Source organism: Collinsella sp. AF28-5AC, from assembly GCF_003457875.1.
Lineage (GTDB): Bacteria > Actinomycetota > Coriobacteriia > Coriobacteriales > Coriobacteriaceae > Collinsella.
In genome coordinates, this window is record NZ_QRTA01000001.1 from 99965 (window position 1) to 116945 (window position 16981).

Here is a 16981-nt window from a genome sequence, read left to right on the forward strand (position 1 = left end):
GAGCATGAACAACATCGTACTTGCCGTTCTGCAGGGCGTGGTCGTCATGGCCGTCGCGCCGTTCTTCTCCGGTCTCGGCCGCGTGATCCGCGCCAAGATGCACAACCGTCGCGGCCCCAGCATCATGCAGGACTACCGCGACCTGGCCAAGCTCTTTGCGCGCCCCGAGTCCCAGTGCGAGGACGCGAGCTTTGCGCTGCGCATTATGCCGCCGCTGTTCTTCGCCGTCGCCTTTATGCTCGCGATGGGCCTGCCACTCTTTACGGCACAAAGCCCCATCCCGGTCTTTGGTGACGCCATCACCATCATGTACAGCCTGGCGCTCGCCCGCTTCTTCTTCGCCCTCTGCGGCGTGGATTCGTCCAACGCCTACGCCGGTATCGGTGGCGTTCGCGAGCTGCTCATGAGCGTGCTCATCGAGCCGTCCATGCTACTGGCGCTGTTTGCCGCCGCCCTGGTGTGCGGCTCCACCGACATCGCCACCATGGGTCAGCACATCATGACGGGCGCCGTCGACGCGCCGGTCGCCGTGATCCTCGCCGGCATCGCCTTTGCGATTGCCTGCTACATGGAACTCGGCAAGCTGCCGTTTGATCAGGCCGAGGCCGAGCAAGAGCTTCAGGAAGGACCGCTCGCCGAGCTTTCCGGCCCGTCGCTCGCCATGGCCAAGCTTGCCATGTCCATGAAACAGGTCCTGGTCGTCGCCTGGTTCTGCGCGATCTTCATCCCCTGGGGCGAGCCTGCGACCGTGGGCGTCGCCGCCGTTCTGGGCGCGGTCATCTTCCTTGTTAAGTGCCTGATCGACTTTGTCGTGTGCGGCGTGATCGAGAACTCTTGCTCGCGTTCGCGCTTTAAGGTGCTTGGCAATCAGACCTGGGCTGTCGTGGGCATCGCCGTTCTGGCGTTTGTCTTCGTGGTCGTCGGCGTGTAGGAGAAGGGAGAAACAATGTCATTTGCAGTCAGTCTGTCCCTTCTCGGCTTGGTCGCTATCGCGGCCCCGATGGTGGCCTCGGTGCTCGTCGCCCTGTTCCCCCGTCCGTACGCCAAGTGGTTCAGCGTTTTGGGTGCCGCCGTCTCGACGGTCTGCACCATCGCCCTCGCCGCGAATTTCGCTGGCGCCGGCATGCCCGACACGCAGGTCCCCCTGATCTCGTTTGGGCAGACCCTCGTTATGGGATTCACCTTCGATCGCATGAGCACGCTGCTCGCGCCCGCCTTTGTGGGTATCGGCCTGCTTGTCGTGATCTATTCGATTCCCTATATGAGCGAGAATAACCGTGAGCATCCCGACGCACCGCGTCGTCGCTTCTACGCGTACCTCGCGACCTTTATCGGCGCCATGGCCGGCCTCGTGTACAGCTCGACCCTCTTGGGCCAGCTCGTGTTCTTTGAGATCACGGGTGCGTGCTCTTGGGGCCTCATTAGCTACTACATGACGCCTACGGCCAAGAAGGCCGGCATGAAGGCCCTCATCATCACGCATATCGGTGCGCTCGGCCTGTATCTGGGCGCCGCCATCGTGTTTGCCCACACCGGCACCTTCGCCATCACCGCGATTGCCGGCCTCGACACCAAGCTCAAGGCTATCGTCCTTTTGCTCGTGCTGTTTGCGGCCTGGGCCAAGTCCGCACAGGTCCCCATGTACATGTGGCTGCCTTCGGCCATGGAAGCGCCGACGCCTGTTTCGGCCTACCTGCATGGTGCCTCGATGGTTAAGGTCGGCGTGTGCGTGTTCGCGCGTGCACTCGTCTCTGCCGGCGAGATCCCCGAGATTGTGGGTTGGGTCGCCATTATCGACGCCATGGTCACCATGCTCTTTGGCTTCCTTATGTACCTGCCGCAAAAGGACATGAAGCGTCTGCTGGCCTTCTCCACGATCGCCCAGCTCTCCTATGTGTTCTTTGGTCTGGGCCTTTCGGTCTTTGGCAGCCAGCTGGCCTTCGATGGCGCCGTCTGCCACATCTTTAACCACGCTTTCGCCAAGACGCTGTTCTTCCTGATCGCCGGTTCGTTCTCCTTTACGCTCGGCACGCGTATGCTGCCCAAGCTTCGCGGCATCGTAAAGAAGTACCCGATCTCAGGCGTGGGCTTCGGTGTCGCGGCACTCGCTATTGCCGGCGTGCCGCCCATGAACACGTTCTTCTCGAAGTTCCAGATCATCGCCGGCGGCTTTTCTGTAGGTGCCGGCAACGTCGCGATCCTGGTGCTCGTGTGCATCATGGTCGCCGAGACCGTCGCTACCTTCGCCTGGTTCCTCAAGTGGATGGGCTATTGCCTGCCCGGCGAGCCGAGCGAAGAGGTCGCTGCGGGAGCCCCGCTTCCCCGTGCGATGGCGTTCGTGTTCATCGTGCTCATCATCATGGTCATCGTCAGCGGCCCGCTTTCGGCCAGCTGGATCGGTTAGGAGGTAGAACGACATGGGTTATTCGATCGTCAACATCCTTGGCGGCCTTCTGATCGTCACGTCCACCATGGTGGTCGTCTCCAAGAACATCAAACATGCCATCAACTGGTATGCGGTGCAGTCGCTGGTGCTCGTGGGGCTGCTCGCTACGCTCGGTGCCACCACCGGTGCGCAGGAGCTGCTTATGTGGGCCGGATCTGCCTTTATCACCAAGGTCGTCCTGGTCCCTTATATCCTCAACCGCGCATACAAGAAGATGGGCGAGCCGAGCGACGCATCACTCAAGGCCGGCCTTAAGCCCGCGTGGGCCATCTGCATCATCGCCGTGGAGGTCGCGATTTGCTTTGCCGTCGTGACGCAGATCAGCCTTCCCACGGCCGAGGTCGCAACGCCTGCGCTCGCTATTAGCTTCGCTCACTTCTTTGTGGGCCTCACCTGCATCATCTCGCAGCGCAACATCATGAAGCAGATCTTTGGTTACTGCCTTATGGAAAACGGCAGCCACGTGACGCTCGCGCTTTTGGCCCCCACCGCTCCCGAGATCATCGAGATCGGTATCGCCACCGACGCCATCTTTGCCGTCATCATCATGTCCATCGTCGTGCGTCGCATTTGGGACGACTCCCACTCGCTCGATGCGCGCGACCTGTCCGAGCTGAGGGGGTAGTCCATGGAAACGTTGATTCTCGCCCTGCTCGCGACTCCTTTGGTGTTCTCGCTGGTTATGGCGTTTTTGCCCAAGAACACGTCCTATAACGTGTTTGCCGGTCTCAACCTGGTCTCCGTCGCAGCCGTCCTGGTGCTGTCGATTATGACGGCCGGTGACGTCCTTATGAGCGGCGAAACCGCGAGCGCTCTTGGCCTGTGGTTCCACCTCGATTCGCTGGGCGCCATCTTTGTGCTGCTCATCGGCTTTATCGGTTTTCTTACGGGGCTGTTCTCGCTGCCCTATGTAAAGGCCGATATCGAGGAGGGCTCCATGCCCGCCGAGCGCGCCAAGCAGTATTTTGCACTGTTTAGTCTGTTCGTGTTTACCATGCTGCTCGCGTGCCTGTCCAACAACATGATCCTCACGTGGGCCGCCGTGGAAGCAACCACGCTTTCCACCGTGTTCCTGGTGGGTATCTACAAGAACAAGACGGCCCTCGAGGCTTCTTGGAAGTATGCGATGGTCTGCACCGCCGGCGTGGCCTTCGGCCTGTTCGGTACGCTGCTGATCTACGCCAACGCCGCCGACGTGATTCCCAACGCCCACGAGGCCGCATTCCTGTCGTGCGTGCTGCCGTATGCCGACCAGTTCGACCCGACGCTCATGCGCCTCGCCTTTGCGTTTATCGTGATCGGCTTTGGCACCAAGGCCGGCCTGTTCCCCATGCACACTTGGCTGCCCGATGCCCACTCCCAGGCCCCGAGCCCTGTCTCGGCCCTGCTCTCGGGCGTGCTGCTTAAGTGCGCCATGCTTGTGATCATGCGCTTCTACGGCTTTACTATCCAGGCCGTGGGCGCCGAGTATCCGCAGCTTTTGCTGTTGATCGTCGGCACGCTGTCCATTTTGGTGGCGGCACTTTCTATGTTCCGCCAGGACGACCTCAAGCGCCGCTTTGCGTATTCGTCTGTGGAGAACGTGGGCGTTATCGCCCTGTGCCTGGGTATCGGCGGCCCGCTGGGTATCGCCGCGGCCCTGCTGCACTGCGTGTTCCACGGCTTTACCAAGACGCTTGCCTTCTGCGTGTCCGGCAACATCCAGCACGCCTTTGGCACGCGTAGCCTGGCCAAGATCCAGGGCGTCGTCGAGGTTGCCCCCGCAACCGCCGCGCTCGCCATCCTGGCGCTGCTCGGTCTTGGCGCCTTCCCGCCCTTTGGCATGTTTATCTCCGAGTTCCTGACTTTTGTCGCCGGTGTTACCGCCGGTCCCATGTGGCTGGTCGTCGTGGTCGCCCTCGGTCTTACCGTGGCCATCTCCGCGCTCACCCGCATCGCACTCAAGTCGGTATTCGGTCATGCGCCCCAGGGCATGGGCAAGCATGAGGCCCCGGCGCTCATGCTTATCCCCGAAATCATCCTGGCTGTCATGATCTTGTGGTTTGGCATCGCCACCCCGCTGCCTCTCGTGCACGGTGTGGAGACCGCGACCGGCATCGTGCTCGAGCAGAGCACCGAGGAACTTCACGCGACGCCGATGTACCGCGCTGTGTTCGGTACCGAGACCGCTCAGAGCGAGGTGGAGTAACGAATGATTGAAACTGAGAACAAGGTGTATGCCCGTCGCTGCGAGAGCCATGTCGAGGCCCTGCGCCGCGCCGTTCCGGGCTGCATCGAGAAGGTCGAGTGGCAGTGCGAGGACCAGCTGACGATTACCGTCAAGCAGGACAAGCTGCCCGAGGCCGTCCACTACCTGTATTACGAGCGCTACGGCTGGATTCCCGTGATCATCGGCAACGATGAGCGCAGTCTGTGCGGCCGTTACGCCGTGTACTACGTCATCTCCATGGAGGGGGAGGACCCCGGCTGGGTGACCGTGCGTACCGAGGTCGATCCCGCCAAGATGACGTTCCCGTCCGTGACGCCGTTCGTCCCCGCCTGCGTGTGGGGCGAGCGCGAGCTTCGCGACATGTTCGGCCTGATTCCCGAGGGTCTGCCCGACCGTCGCCGCCTAGTGCTTCCCGACGATTGGCCCAGCGGCCTGTACCCGCTGCGCAAGGACTCCATGGACTACCGCTTCCGTCCCGCTCCCGCGAGCGACATGGAAAATTACGAGTTTTTGGCCGACACCAAGGGCAAGGAGACCACGCTCGTCCCCATGGGCCCGCTGCACATTACCTCCGATGAGCCCGGCCACTTCCGCCTGTTCGTCGAGGGCGAGACGATCGTCGACGCCGACTACCGTCTGTTCTACGTGCACCGCGGCATGGAGAAGGTCGCCGAGACGCGCCTGAACTATGACGCCGTGACGTTCCTCGCCGACCGCATCTGCGGCATCTGCGGCTGCGCCCACTCGGTGGCCTATGCCGAGGCCGTCGAGCGCGCCCAGGGCATTCATGTCCCGCCGCGCGCCCAGTACATCCGCGCTATCATGCTCGAGGTCGAGCGCCTGCACTCGCATCTGCTCAACATCGGCCTGGCGTCGCACTACACAGGCTTCGACTCCGGCTTCCAGCAGTTCTTCCGCGTCCGCGAGAAGTCCATGGACCTGGCCGAGAAGCTCTCCGGTCACCGCAAGACCTACGGCCTCAACGTGATCGGCGGCGTGCGTCGCGACATTTTGGCCGAGCAGAAGCTCTCCACGCTCACGACCATCCACCAGCTGCGCTCCGAGGTTCAGGAGCTCGTCGACGTCTTGCTCTCCACGCCCAACTTTATTGAGCGTACGAGTGGCATCGGCATCTTGGACCGCAAGATCGCACGCGACTTCTCGCCGGTCGGTCCGCTCATGCGTGGCTCGGGCTATGCCCGCGACGTGCGTTTTGACCATCCCTTCGACGGCTACGCCGATCCGGACGTTCAAAAGATGCACGCCGCCACGGCCGACACCTGCGATGCCTTCGGCCGTACCGCCGTTCGCATCCAGGAGGTCTACGATTCGATCGACATGATCGAGACCATGCTCGAGAACTGCCCGTCGGGCCCCATCCTCACCACGGATTGGGAGTACACCCCGCACAAGTACGCCATCGGCGCCACCGAGGCGCCGCGCGGCGAGGACGTGCACTGGGCCATGCTCGGCAACAACCAGAAGTGCTACCGCTGGCGCGCCAAGGCCGCCACGTACAGCAACTGGCCGGTCCTGCGCTACATGTTCCGCGGCAACACCGTGGGCGACGCGGCGCTGATCGTCGGCTCGCTCGACCCGTGCTACTCCTGCACCGACCGCGTGACGGTGACCGATGTCGCCGCCAAGCGCGACCACGTGCTCGACAAGGAGCAGTTCGAGAACGTCTGGCGCGACAAGTCGCCGCTTGCGGGCGAGGGCACCATGGCCGCTCCGCTCGATGAGGAGGCGCTCTAATATGCTGAAGCTTTGGAAGGTTAACGCCAAGGCCGGCGACGCGACGGTCAAGTACCCGTTTGCGCCGTTCCCCACCAACAAGGACATGCGCGGCAAGCCCGAGCACAATGCCGAGCTCTGCATCGCCTGCGGTGCCTGCGGCGTGGCGTGCCCGGCCGATGCCATTCGCATGGACACCGACCTTGCGGCCGATACCATCACCTGGTCGATCGACTACGGCCGCTGCATCTTTTGCGGCCGCTGCGAGGAAGCCTGCCCCATGGAGGCCATCAAGCTCACCGAGGAGTTTGAGCTTGCCGTCATGAGCAAGGACGACCTCACCAGCAAGAGCGTCTATACGCTCGAGCACTGCTCGCGCTGCGGCAAGCCGTTTGCCCCGCACAAGGAGATCGACTACGCAAAGCGCCTGCTGCAAAAGGCCGGCGGCATGGAGGCCGAGCAGGCTGCCCGTACCGTCGGTATGTGCCAGGAGTGCAAGCGCGAGCTCGACGCCCTGCGCGCCGCCTCGGCCGTAAAGACCGGCAACGCTGCCGGCATGGCTGCCAACGAGACGCTTGCGTCCGGTGAGCCCCAGGGCCCCGGCATGGAGTATCTGGGCGGCCACGGCGTGAACCCGGAGTATATCGACCGCGAGCTCAACCCCGATGCGCCCGAGATTCCCGCCGGTCCGGCGCCGGTCGAGGGCATCATCATGGATTTTGAAACGAAGGAGGAGTAACCATGGCCGAACCCACGCTTTTGCCCGAGCGGCTCCAGTACCGCCCGACCAAGATCGAGCTCGACGAGAGCATCGAGAAGGCCAAGGCGACCCTTCTTAAGAAGATCAAGCGCTCGGTGTACGTCTACCGTGTTGACTGCGGCGGCTGCAACGGCTGCGAGATCGAGATCTTCGGTTCCATCACGCCCGTCTTCGACGTCGAGCGCTTTGGCATCAAGGTCGTGCCCTCGCCCCGTCACGCCGATGTGCTGCTGTACACCGGCGCCGTAACGCGTGCCATGCGCATGCCGGCCCTGCGCGCCTTTGAGGCCGCACCCGATCCCAAGATCGTGGTGTCCTATGGCGCGTGCGGCTGCACCGGCGGCATCTTCTACGACAACTACTGCGTCTGGGGTGGCACGGACAAGATCTTGCCGGTCGATGTCTATATCCCCGGCTGCCCGCCCAGCCCCGCGCAGACCATCTACGGCTTTGCCATGGCACTTGGCCTGCTGGACCAAAAGCTCCATGCCGAGACCACGGTGGAGGCCGCCGGCGAGCAGGCCGATATCCTGCACCCCGGCGTGCCGTACAAGCTGCGCGTTGCCATCGAGCGCGAGGCTCGCGCCATGAGCGGCTACCGTTACGGCCGCGACTTGGCCAACGAGTTTATGGATACGCTCGAGGGCGCGCCCAAGGGCGATATCCGCGGTGCCATGGCGCTGCTCATCGACAAGCAGGATGATCCTCGCCGCGTTGAGGTGTACTCGGCGTTACAGGATCTGGTACTGGCCGGAGGTCGCTAGATGGAGCTCACGGACCGCTCTGGTTACTTTGCGGGCCCCGGCATGCTCGGCGGCTCTTTTGGCGATGCCTCGCGCGCAAGCGACGAGGCCGCCGAGGGCGTCGCCGACCCCTGCCTGGGCCATACGCCCGACCAGGTGGTCTTCTATGAGCTCACGCGTAAGTTTGTGGAGACCGAGGAAGACGTTCCCCAGGAGGCCTGCGACGTGCTGTACTACACGCTCGCCGTGGGCCACCACACCGGCGTGCTCGACTGCTTTGAGCCGCGCCTGTCGGTGCCGGTGAACGTGTTCTATACGCTTATCGACGCGCTGCCGGAGGGGGAGGCCAAGACCAAGTTCGAGGCCATCCGCTCCTTTGGCGAGTGCCAGCTCGACAAGGCGGCGGTGCCGTCGCTGCTCGAGGCCTGTGACACGCTGCTCGACGATCGCGGTTTTCGCGGTTCGGCCAAGGCCGGCATCTCGGTGTTCGATGACGACTTTGGCCTGCATGCCCAGCAGGTTGCGTTCTTAATGAAGTTTCGCGATCTGGTTGAGCGCGTGCGCGATGTGTCGGGCGTGTATCTGACGGGGAGGTTGCAGTAATGGGTCGCGTTGTGGATGGCCGTGTGAACGACGCCCCGTTTGCGGGCATTGTGCTCACGGCGGGAAGCGTGCTGCGCGCCGACGATGCCGCTGGCCCCGTGCTCTCCAAAAAGATGGAGGACACGCCCATCGCCGGTTGGTACACCATCGACGGTGGTCAGACGCCCGAGGACGACATCATCGAGGTCAAGCGCGAGCGTCCGCCGCGCCTAGTGTTGGTCGATGCCGCCGACATGGCGCTGCCCGTCGGTGCCATCCGCCTGCTCGATAAGACCGACGTCGCGCGCAAGTCGATGTTCACCACGCATTCGCTTCCCTTGTCGATTCTGATCGAAGAGATTGAGCAATCGTGCGAAGATATCGTCTTCATAGGGATTCAGCCGGGCGACACGGAGTTCTACAACCCCATGTCCCCGGAAGTCTTTGACGCCGTCGACGCCGTGTACGACGCCGTGGCCGCCAACGACTTTTCCCACTTTGTCCGCTTGGGACAAGAGCAATAGGTGCGCTTGTCCCTGCTGATTAGGAAAGAAGTGATTGACATGGCAGATTCCAAGGCAGAATATCCCGCTCCCGATTGCCTGGCGCCCGCCGCGATCGAGGCCAAGACCGAGGCCGCCGGCGTGACCAAGGCCAACCTGCCGGTCGCAAAGGCCTTTCTGTTGGCAATGTTCGCCGGTGCGTTTATTGCCTTCGGTGGCCTGTTCTTTACCGTGTTCTTGAGCGACAGCACGCTGGGCTGGGGTGCCCAGCGCGTCGTGGGCGGTCTGTGCTTTTGCCTGGGCCTGGTGCTGGTACTGGTGTGCGGCGCCGAGCTGTTTACCGGTAATTCGCTTATGGTCTGCGCGCTCAAGAGCAAAAAGATCACCCTGGCTCAGATGCTCAAGGCATGGGTCGTCGTGTGGGTCGGCAATTTTGTCGGTGCCCTGTTCATCGTCTTTTTGGTGTATATGGCCGGCATTTACAAGCTCAACGGCGAGGCGGTCGCCAATTCCATGGTGAGCGTCGCCGCCGGCAAGGTGACGATCGACTGGGTGACGATCTTCTTCCGTGGCATCCTGTGCAACATCTTTGTGTGCCTGGCCGTGTGGATCGGTACCGCCGGCAAGACCGTGGTCGATAAGGTTGTGGGCATTCTGCTGCCCATCGCCGCTTTTGTGGCCTGCGGTTTTGAGCACTGCGTCGCCAACATGTACTTTTTGCCCATGGGTGCCGTGATGCACGCGTTCGGCTATGGTGCCGACGTCGCCGGCGCCGATGCACTCAACGCTGCGGGCATTGCGTTTAACTTGTCCGCCGCCACGCTGGGCAACATCGTGGGCGGCGCGGTTCTGATCGCGCTCGGCTACTGGTTTATCTACGCTAAGAAGTCCGAGGCGTAAGGTACCGTCTGTTTGACGTTGGGCCTCCCGCGGGGCGTTGCCGTGCGGGAGGCTATTTGGGTCTGGGGCTCGTTGTCGGGCTGTTGGCCTGTTGTGTTTGGCTGATGAAAGGGGTAATCGAGATGGCATCTGCTGTGAAGCGTGACGGTCGCGCCGTGGTGACCACATGCGGGGGATGCTATGCCGATTGCGCCTTTGCGGCACGCGTTGAGGACGGTCGTGTGGTGGCTGAGTTGCCGGTTGTGGGGCATCCGTGCGCGGCGCGTGCCCTGTGCGCCCGCGGGCGCCATCGCCTGGCAATGCCGTTTGACGAGCGCGACCGCATTGTGCACCCCATGCGACGCCGCCGGGATGGCTCGGGGTTCGATGCGATTACCTTGGACGAGGCGTTTGCTCAGATTGCCGAGCGCCTTTTGGGGATTGTTGACGGGCATGGTCCGCGCGCGCTGGGCATGACGCTCGGCGTTCCCTCGTTCGACCGCTACTGGGCGTATCGCTTTATGCATGCGTTGGGCTCGCCCAACGTGTACGGTGCCGATGGCGCCTGCGAGGTAAGCCGACTTACCGGTTGGGAGCACAGCCTGGGCTATAGCCCCGCCTCCGACCTGGCACATACCGACTGCATCATGTACCTGGGGCGTTCCATCGTCGATTCATCGACGATGGGGGCCGTCGATGCGCTCAACGATGCGCGCCGGCGCGGGGCGAAGATTATCGTGGTCGACCCCCGGCGCAGCGGCTCCGCCGCGCTTGCCGACCGCTGGCTGCGCGTGCGCCCGGGCTGCGATTTGGCACTACTGCTGGGCATCGCCCACGTGCTGATTGCCGAGGACTTGTACGACCACGAGTTCGTTGCCCGCTATACCACGGGTTTTGACGAGCTGGCGCAGGCGGCCCGTCCTTGGACGCCCGAGTGGGCCGAGTCGATGTGCGACGTGCCGGCCGCAGAGATTGTCGCCACGGCGCGCGATCTCGCTGCCGCCGCGCCTGCCGCTGTGGTGGATGCGGGCTTTCATGGTGGCATCGGTATCGCGTATGCCAATAGCACCCAGACCGCGCGCGCTATCTGCTTGGTCGATGTGCTGCTGGGCTGCATCGGGCATGCGGGCGGCGCGCTCAATCCGCCCACGCCGCTTGTGTTGGGCGACCTCGATCCCGCGCGCTTTGCGACGCCGCCGGTGCCGCGTGGGACCAAGCTGGGGTCCCAGCGCTATCCGCTCGTCGATCCCGAGCGCGGCCTGTGCACGACCATCGGTCAGTCGATTCTTGCCGGCGATTTGCGTGGACTCATCGTCTATGCCAGTAACCCTGGTGCGGGCTATGGCAATGCTGGGGCGTGGCTATCGATTCTGGAACAGCTTGACCTGCTCGTGACCGTTGATATTCGATGGTCCGAGACGGCGCGTGTGTCAGATTTCGTGCTGCCCGATGTGACGTATCTGGAGGCCGACCGCGGCGTGGGTACGGTCGTGGGCGCCAACGATGCGCGTGTGTTCTACCGCAACGCCGTGCTGCCTGTGCAGCATGACGACACACGTCCCGGTCGGGAGATTTTTGCCGGTCTGGCGCAGGCGTGTGGTGTGGGCGAGTACTTCCAGTTTGCGTCTGACGATCTGGCGGCTGCCCAGGTGGCGCCGTTTGGGATCGATCTGGACGAGCTCAAGGAGCGCGGCTGGGCCGATACGGGCATGGCGCTGCCGTCGCGTACGGGCGAGCCGGCGATCCCCTTGGATGGCGGCAAAATTGCGCTGGCAAGTGACGTATGGGAGCGTGCCGGCCTGGGACGCGTGCCAGGCTGGATCGCGCCGATGGTGGAACCCAGCCCGGGGATGTTTCGCCTCATTAGCGGTAACCGGCCCTTTGAGTCGCATACCTCGCGCAGACTCGCGGCGGCCGGTGCCGCCGAGGTGGGGTCGGACTTGGACGCCGTGCAGATGAACGCCGATGTCGCCGCTCGCATGGGTATCGTCGATGGCGAGGTCGTCGAGCTGGTGAGCGACATGGGCCGTGACCGCGTGCGCGTGGAGACGACGCCCTATCTGCATCCGGCGTGCATCTTCACCTCGGCCGCCCCCGGCGGGCGTTCGTCTGGCGCCGATACCGGTGGCGCTCAGGCCTTGGGCGTAGGCCCGCTCGACCATACGCCGTTGCGTTGGGACCCGTTGACGGGCGCCGCGCTCACTCAGGAAAACGCCGTTCGCGTGGAAAAGATCACGGAGCGCGAGGATAATAACGAGTAATTGACTCAGCTGATGCATTCGACTGATCCACGTTTCTTTTGAAAGGCCGTACATGAGCGATAGCCAGAACATGTCCGATGAGGTACGCGCCCGCCTGCGCGCCATTCCTTCCGTCAACGAGCTGCTTGCCGAGTGGCCGGTAGTGAAGGCGGCGGGGGAGACCTGCGACGCGGTGGTGCATGCCGCCGTGACGGCCGAGCTCGACGAGGAGCGCGCAGCCATTCGCGCCGGTGCTGCCCCGCGCTCTAAGCGCGACCTTGCCTCGGCCATCGAGTGGCGTGCGCACCGCTCCGCGTTGCCGAGCCTGCGCCCTGCCGTCAACGCCACGGGTGTGGTTATCCATACCAACCTGGGTCGAGCCCCGCTCGCGGAGTCAGCCGCCAAGGCGGTGGCCGAGGTCGCGCGCGGCTACAGCACGCTTGAGTACAGCGTGGACACCTGCTCTCGCGGGTCGCGCAAGGAACATGCCGCGCAGCTGATCCGCTCACTCACCGGTGCCGAGGACGCGCTCGTGGTCAACAACAATGCCGCCGCGGTGCTGCTGGTGCTTGCCACCCATGCCGCGGGTAAAGAGGTCATCGTCAGCCGCGGCGAGCTTGTCGAGATTGGCGGCAGCTTCCGCATCCCCGATGTCATGGCGGCTTCGGGCGCCAAACTCGTCGAGGTCGGCGCCACCAACCGCACACACCTGGCAGATTATGAGCAAGCCATTACGCCCGATACGGCCATGATCCTCAAGGTCCATCCTTCCAACTATCGCATCGAGGGCTTTCACGAGGAAGTGGGCTCTCGGGAGCTTGCCGCCCTGGCCCACAAGCATGGTCTGCTGTTCTACGAGGACCAGGGTTCGGGCGCGCTTTTGCCCGATGACATTCTGGTGCGCGGCGGTGAGGAGCCCACGCCGGCTTCGGTCGCGGCAGGGCTCGATCTGGTGTCGTGCTCGGGCGATAAGCTGCTCGGTGCCGCGCAGGCAGGCATTATCATGGGCCGTCGCGATCTGGTCCAGGCTTGCGGGTCGCATCCGCTTATGCGTGCCCTGCGCCCGGGCAAGCTCGCGCTGGCGGCGCTCGAGGCCACACTGCGCATTTACATGGACGGGGCGGATGTTGCCCATCGCGAGGTGCCGGTTCTCAACATGCTCACGCTTCCGCAGGCTCATCTGGAGCGTCGCGCACGCAAGCTGCGCGAGCTGATGGTGGCGGGCCTCGATAAGGCTGGCTGCCCGTGTGCCGTGCAGGTGGAAATCGTCGAGGAGTCGTCGACTCCCGGCGGCGGCTCGCTTCCTACCGTCGAGCTGCCTACCATGTGCGTTGCCGTGCGCCTCGTCGATGAGCGTCTTTCCGTTGACGCACTCAAGCGCTCGCTCGTCCAAGATTTCGACACGCCGGTCGTCACACGCGCCTCGCACGATCGCGTCCTGTTTGACATGCGTACACTCGTGGGCGACCGCGATATCGAGACGGCGGCATCGACGCTCGTCGCGTGCGTTGAGAAGGCGATTGCTCGATGAGTGAGGTTCAGGCGCTGGTGGAGTGTCCCGTTATCGTTGGCACGGCGGGTCACGTTGACCATGGTAAGTCGGCATTGATCGAGGCACTGACCGGCAAGAATCCCGATCGTCTGGAGGTTGAGCGCCGTCGCGGTATGACCGTGGAGCTGGGCTTTGGCGAGTTGGCGCTGCCGAGTGGCAAGATCGTCGGCCTGGTCGACGTGCCGGGCCACGCGCATTACCTGCGCGCCATGGTGCAGGGCGCCACGGGCATCGACGTTGCCGTGCTGGTGGTCTCTGCCGTCGAGGGCGTGATGCCGCAGACGCGCGAGCACGTGCACGTGCTGGAGCTGCTGGGCGTTACGCATATGGTGGTCGCGCTGACGATGTGCGACCTTGCCGATGCCGAGATGACCGAGCTTGCCGAGCTCGATGTCGATGACTTTTTGTCGGGTACCGTGTTTGCGGACGCGCCGATCGTGCCTGTGTCGTCCAAGACAGGCGAGGGGATCGAAAGGCTGCTCGCCGTGCTCGACGAGCAGGTTGCCGCTTGCTGGGATGCCTGCCGTGCCCGTGCCGAGCTCACTGATGCCGCGCCGCGTCTGCCGATTGACCGCTGCTTTACGATCAAGGGCGTCGGCACTGTCGTGACGGGAACGTTGCACGATGCGCCGGTTGCGGTGGGCGACGAGTTGATGGCTTTGCCGTCGCGTACGGTCTGTCGCGTGCGTGGGATCCAGGTGCATGGCGATACGCCGCGCGCGCTGCCTGGTCAGCGTGTGGCGCTCAACCTGGTTGGTGACGGTGTCGCGGCGCTTGACCGTGGCGAGATGCTGGGCGTGGCGGACCGCTTTGGCCAGACGTTGCGCTTTATGATGACGTTCACCTACCTGGGCCGCGAGGGCACCAAGCCGCGCGTGCTCGAGTCGGGCGCGCGTGTGCATGTGATGGCCGGCACGGCCGAGGTCATCGGCCGCATCATGCTTTTGGAGGGCGAGGCCCCCATGGCGGTGGGCGAGACCCGTACCGTGCAGGTGCGCCTGGAGGAGCCGCTGCCGCTGTGTGCCGGAGACCATGCCGTGGTGCTGTCGTATTCGCCCGTTATGCTCATCGGCGGCGGGCGCGTGCTGCTTTCGCGCTGCCGTCGCTCGCGCGAGCTTTCGACGGGGGAGCGCACGCTGCTTGCAGCGCTTGAGGCCGGCGATGCCGTCGCTGGTGTTGAGGCGTGGTTGGCGCTGCAGACGTTGCCGGTCGTGGCTGCCGACGTTGCCGCGGCGCTAGACCTTGTTTCCGGTGGGGCCGATGCCGCGCTGAACGAGTTGGTGGCGCGAGGTGCTGTGCGCGAGCTTGCGGGCTCGGGCTGTAGGCTGTATGTGAATGCTGCCGTGTTCGATGCCGCCATGGACGTGCTGGCGGCGACCCTGTCAGCCATGCATGCGGCGTCTCCCAAGGAGACGGGCTTTACGCCCGGCGCCGTTGCCCATGCTGCGTGGCCTGCCGCTGATGATGGCGTTGCCGCGGCTCTGATTGCCGAGGGCTGCTCGCGTGGTGTGTGTGCCTCGGAGGGCGCCGAGGTATTCGATCCGCATTCGGCCGCCGCGGCGGCACGCGTGGTTCGCGAAGCCTGCGAACGTATCGTTGCTTTGCTGGACGAAGCCGGCCTCGATGCGCCGACGTTGCCCGAGGCGGGCGAGCAACTGCAGCTCGATCGCGACACCATGACGCGTGCCCTGCGCGAGCTTTCGCTCAATCGCTCGATCGTTAAGGTTGAGCGCGACGTTGCCCTGTCTGCCGCCGCCGAGGCCCATGCGCGCGAGCTCGTCGCCGCCGCCATCGCCGATGCCGGTGGCGCAGCCACCACGAGCGTGCTGCGTGAGGCTCTGGGCGTGTCGCGCAAACGTGCCATCAGCATCTTGGAGCACCTGGATGCCGTACGCTTTACGGTGCTCGACAAGGATGCCGGCGGCCTGCGCTCCCTGCGCTAGATTGGCTGCTCGGTTTGGTAAAATACCGCCGCACTTGGGAACGGATGGGCTCCGGTGGGCTCCGCGGTCCTCAAAACCGTTGCGAGGCGTGCAAAACGTCTTGGATGTGTTCGATTCACATACGTTCCCGCCATACGCTACCAGCGCTTTTGTGCTCGCGGTCTTGCTGCGTGCCGCAAAGGCGCTGTTTTGTTTTTGCACGGGTTTGCCGTGCCGCCCGCTTTATCGGCGACGGTATTTGGCTTCGTGTGCCGGGTTTTGAGCATACCGATGGGGGTGGTTTGCCGTATGACTACCGTAAGACGGGCCGATCTTTCTTGTGTCGTCCAGGCGGGCGGGTTGTCGTCGCGCATGGGTTGCGATAAGGCGCGCATGGCGTTTTGCGGTGAGCCGCTCATCGAGCGCGTGCTGGGTCGGCTGGCGCCAGTTGCCGGCGAGTTGGTCGTGACGACGTCGCGTTCCAGCGAGCTTGCCTATCTTGAGGAGCGCGCGTTTGGCGGCCTGGTGCCGCGTGTGGTGGCGGACCTTGAAGGCTCGGCGGGCGCAATGCGCGGCATCGCGAGCTCGTTGGCTGCGGCTCGGCTGCCTCTCGTGGCGATAGTTGCCTGCGATATGCCGTTTGTCTCGCCGGAACTCATTGGCGCGCTTGCCAATCGTGTTGAGGCCGAGGCACTCGACGTGTGCGTGCCGTGCGAGGAGCGGGGGATTGAGCCGCTTTGTGCCGTCTGGCGCCGTGCCGCATGTGCGCCGGTTGCCCAAGAGCTGCTCTCCTGCGACCGACAGCGCATTCGCTGCCTGATCAATCGCGTTCAGGCCGGTTATATGGATGAGCCGCAGATCGTTAAGGCCGCGGGGTCGACGCTCTGCTTCGAGAACGTCAATACGCCCGAGGAGTTTGCGGCGGCCGAGTTACTCGCCTAGAGGATTGGAGTTGCGATGTCTCACGATATTTGTCCCGACACGGGGGAACCTTGTACTTGCGACGGGTCCGAACCCTGTACCTGCGGTTGCGGTGGCTGTGGACATACCGCGGAAGAGGAAGCGGCCGCCGCGGCGTATCGTGAGGCACACCGTGAAGGCCCGACCGGTGATGCCCTCGATCGCGAACGCAAAATCATCGTTTCGTTCGACAGCACCTTCGATGTGATGGAATGCGAACAGCTGTGTCTTGCCGCCGGCGTGCCTGGGCGCATCATGCCGCTGCCCGGCTCCATCACCGCCGGCTGCGGGCTGTGCTGGGCCATGCCGTTCTCGGGCGATGCCCTCGCCGCCTTCCGCGCCGCCACCGAGGGCCGCGTAACCCCCGCCGACTACCACCAGCTCGTCCTCTAATCGCCAACACCACCACAAAGGTGCCTGTCCCCAATGTGGTGGTTTGGAACACGTGGAC

15 protein-coding genes and 1 tRNA gene are annotated in these 16981 nt (G+C 63.9%); all 16 read left to right on the forward strand.

What is annotated here, in order from left to right:
• The first annotated feature begins 4 nt into the window (after nucleotides 1-4).
• The 16 genes from DWZ01_RS00465 to DWZ01_RS00535 all read left to right on the forward strand — a co-directional run bounded on the left by DWZ01_RS00465 (nucleotide 5) and on the right by DWZ01_RS00535 (nucleotide 16923).
• On the forward strand, nucleotides 5-931 hold the full coding sequence (locus tag DWZ01_RS00465; protein ID WP_117847573.1) for a respiratory chain complex I subunit 1 family protein: 927 nt from the start codon (nucleotides 5-7) through the stop codon (nucleotides 929-931).
• 15 nt (nucleotides 932-946) lie between these two features.
• The gene (locus tag DWZ01_RS00470; RefSeq protein WP_117847575.1) at nucleotides 947-2404 is read left to right on the forward strand and encodes a hydrogenase 4 subunit D; all 1458 of its coding nucleotides are present in this window, start codon (nucleotides 947-949) and stop codon (nucleotides 2402-2404) included.
• A 13-nt stretch (nucleotides 2405-2417) separates the two neighbouring features.
• Nucleotides 2418-3071 carry a hydrogenase 4 membrane subunit gene (gene hyfE, locus DWZ01_RS00475; RefSeq protein ID WP_022095199.1) on the forward strand — a complete coding sequence of 218 codons (654 nt, stop codon included), beginning with the start codon at nucleotides 2418-2420 and terminating at the stop codon, nucleotides 3069-3071.
• Nucleotides 3072-3074: 3 nt separating this feature from the next.
• Entirely contained in the window at nucleotides 3075-4634 is a 1560-nt protein-coding gene (locus DWZ01_RS00480; RefSeq protein WP_117847577.1) for a hydrogenase 4 subunit F, read from the forward strand.
• 3 nt (nucleotides 4635-4637) lie between these two features.
• Nucleotides 4638-6410, forward strand: a complete 1773-nt coding sequence (locus tag DWZ01_RS00485; RefSeq protein WP_022095197.1) for an NADH-quinone oxidoreductase subunit C — start codon at nucleotides 4638-4640, stop codon at nucleotides 6408-6410.
• A 1-nt stretch (nucleotide 6411) separates the two neighbouring features.
• Nucleotides 6412-7128 carry a formate hydrogenlyase complex iron-sulfur subunit gene (locus DWZ01_RS00490; protein ID WP_070097519.1) on the forward strand — a complete coding sequence of 239 codons (717 nt, stop codon included), beginning with the start codon at nucleotides 6412-6414 and terminating at the stop codon, nucleotides 7126-7128.
• Between the two features lie 2 nt (nucleotides 7129-7130).
• On the forward strand, nucleotides 7131-7913 hold the full coding sequence (locus tag DWZ01_RS00495; protein WP_022095195.1) for an NADH-quinone oxidoreductase subunit B family protein: 783 nt from the start codon (nucleotides 7131-7133) through the stop codon (nucleotides 7911-7913).
• Nucleotides 7914-8495, forward strand: a complete 582-nt coding sequence (locus DWZ01_RS00500; RefSeq protein ID WP_117847579.1) for a formate hydrogenlyase maturation HycH family protein — start codon at nucleotides 7914-7916, stop codon at nucleotides 8493-8495.
• Nucleotides 8495-8998 carry a hydrogenase maturation peptidase HycI gene (gene hycI, locus DWZ01_RS00505; protein ID WP_117847581.1) on the forward strand — a complete coding sequence of 168 codons (504 nt, stop codon included), beginning with the start codon at nucleotides 8495-8497 and terminating at the stop codon, nucleotides 8996-8998. Before DWZ01_RS00500 ends, hycI begins: the two co-directional genes overlap by 1 nt.
• 39 nt (nucleotides 8999-9037) lie before the next feature.
• Nucleotides 9038-9877 (forward strand): formate/nitrite transporter family protein, encoded by an 840-nt coding sequence (locus DWZ01_RS00510; RefSeq protein ID WP_117847820.1) that lies wholly within the window; start codon nucleotides 9038-9040, stop codon nucleotides 9875-9877.
• Between the two features lie 122 nt (nucleotides 9878-9999).
• The gene (locus DWZ01_RS00515; protein ID WP_158556964.1) at nucleotides 10000-12117 is read left to right on the forward strand and encodes a molybdopterin-dependent oxidoreductase; all 2118 of its coding nucleotides are present in this window, start codon (nucleotides 10000-10002) and stop codon (nucleotides 12115-12117) included.
• Nucleotides 12118-12169: 52 nt separating this feature from the next.
• On the forward strand, nucleotides 12170-13627 hold the full coding sequence (gene selA / locus DWZ01_RS00520; RefSeq protein WP_199412357.1) for an L-seryl-tRNA(Sec) selenium transferase: 1458 nt from the start codon (nucleotides 12170-12172) through the stop codon (nucleotides 13625-13627).
• Nucleotides 13624-15591 carry a selenocysteine-specific translation elongation factor gene (selB, locus tag DWZ01_RS00525; RefSeq protein WP_117847585.1) on the forward strand — a complete coding sequence of 656 codons (1968 nt, stop codon included), beginning with the start codon at nucleotides 13624-13626 and terminating at the stop codon, nucleotides 15589-15591. Before selA ends, selB begins: the two co-directional genes overlap by 4 nt.
• Nucleotides 15592-15627: 36 nt before the next feature.
• Nucleotides 15628-15724, forward strand: a tRNA-Sec gene (locus tag DWZ01_RS10670).
• A 155-nt stretch (nucleotides 15725-15879) separates the two neighbouring features.
• The gene (locus tag DWZ01_RS00530) at nucleotides 15880-16512 is read left to right on the forward strand and encodes a molybdenum cofactor guanylyltransferase (RefSeq protein WP_158556965.1); all 633 of its coding nucleotides are present in this window, start codon (nucleotides 15880-15882) and stop codon (nucleotides 16510-16512) included.
• A 15-nt stretch (nucleotides 16513-16527) separates the two neighbouring features.
• Nucleotides 16528-16923, forward strand: coding sequence for a DUF3343 domain-containing protein (locus tag DWZ01_RS00535; protein ID WP_117847589.1), 396 nt, complete (start codon nucleotides 16528-16530; stop codon nucleotides 16921-16923).
• Nucleotides 16924-16981: the final 58 nt, after the last annotated feature.

What these genes read in the sequence shown, in the direction of transcription:
- DWZ01_RS00465 (WP_117847573.1), top strand. Translation starts at nt 5, where the DNA reads ATGAACAACATCGTACTTGCCGTTCTGCAGGGCGTGGTCGTCATGGCC.
- DWZ01_RS00470 (WP_117847575.1), top strand. Translation starts at nt 947, where the DNA reads ATGTCATTTGCAGTCAGTCTGTCCCTTCTCGGCTTGGTCGCTATCGCG.
- hyfE (WP_022095199.1), top strand. Translation starts at nt 2,418, where the DNA reads ATGGGTTATTCGATCGTCAACATCCTTGGCGGCCTTCTGATCGTCACG.
- DWZ01_RS00480 (WP_117847577.1), top strand. Translation starts at nt 3,075, where the DNA reads ATGGAAACGTTGATTCTCGCCCTGCTCGCGACTCCTTTGGTGTTCTCG.
- DWZ01_RS00485 (WP_022095197.1), top strand. Translation starts at nt 4,638, where the DNA reads ATGATTGAAACTGAGAACAAGGTGTATGCCCGTCGCTGCGAGAGCCAT.
- DWZ01_RS00490 (WP_070097519.1), top strand. Translation starts at nt 6,412, where the DNA reads ATGCTGAAGCTTTGGAAGGTTAACGCCAAGGCCGGCGACGCGACGGTC.
- DWZ01_RS00495 (WP_022095195.1), top strand. Translation starts at nt 7,131, where the DNA reads ATGGCCGAACCCACGCTTTTGCCCGAGCGGCTCCAGTACCGCCCGACC.
- DWZ01_RS00500 (WP_117847579.1), top strand. Translation starts at nt 7,914, where the DNA reads ATGGAGCTCACGGACCGCTCTGGTTACTTTGCGGGCCCCGGCATGCTC.
- hycI (WP_117847581.1), top strand. Translation starts at nt 8,495, where the DNA reads ATGGGTCGCGTTGTGGATGGCCGTGTGAACGACGCCCCGTTTGCGGGC.
- DWZ01_RS00510 (WP_117847820.1), top strand. Translation starts at nt 9,038, where the DNA reads ATGGCAGATTCCAAGGCAGAATATCCCGCTCCCGATTGCCTGGCGCCC.
- DWZ01_RS00515 (WP_158556964.1), top strand. Translation starts at nt 10,000, where the DNA reads ATGGCATCTGCTGTGAAGCGTGACGGTCGCGCCGTGGTGACCACATGC.
- selA (WP_199412357.1), top strand. Translation starts at nt 12,170, where the DNA reads ATGAGCGATAGCCAGAACATGTCCGATGAGGTACGCGCCCGCCTGCGC.
- selB (WP_117847585.1), top strand. Translation starts at nt 13,624, where the DNA reads ATGAGTGAGGTTCAGGCGCTGGTGGAGTGTCCCGTTATCGTTGGCACG.
- DWZ01_RS00530 (WP_158556965.1), top strand. Translation starts at nt 15,880, where the DNA reads ATGACTACCGTAAGACGGGCCGATCTTTCTTGTGTCGTCCAGGCGGGC.
- DWZ01_RS00535 (WP_117847589.1), top strand. Translation starts at nt 16,528, where the DNA reads ATGTCTCACGATATTTGTCCCGACACGGGGGAACCTTGTACTTGCGAC.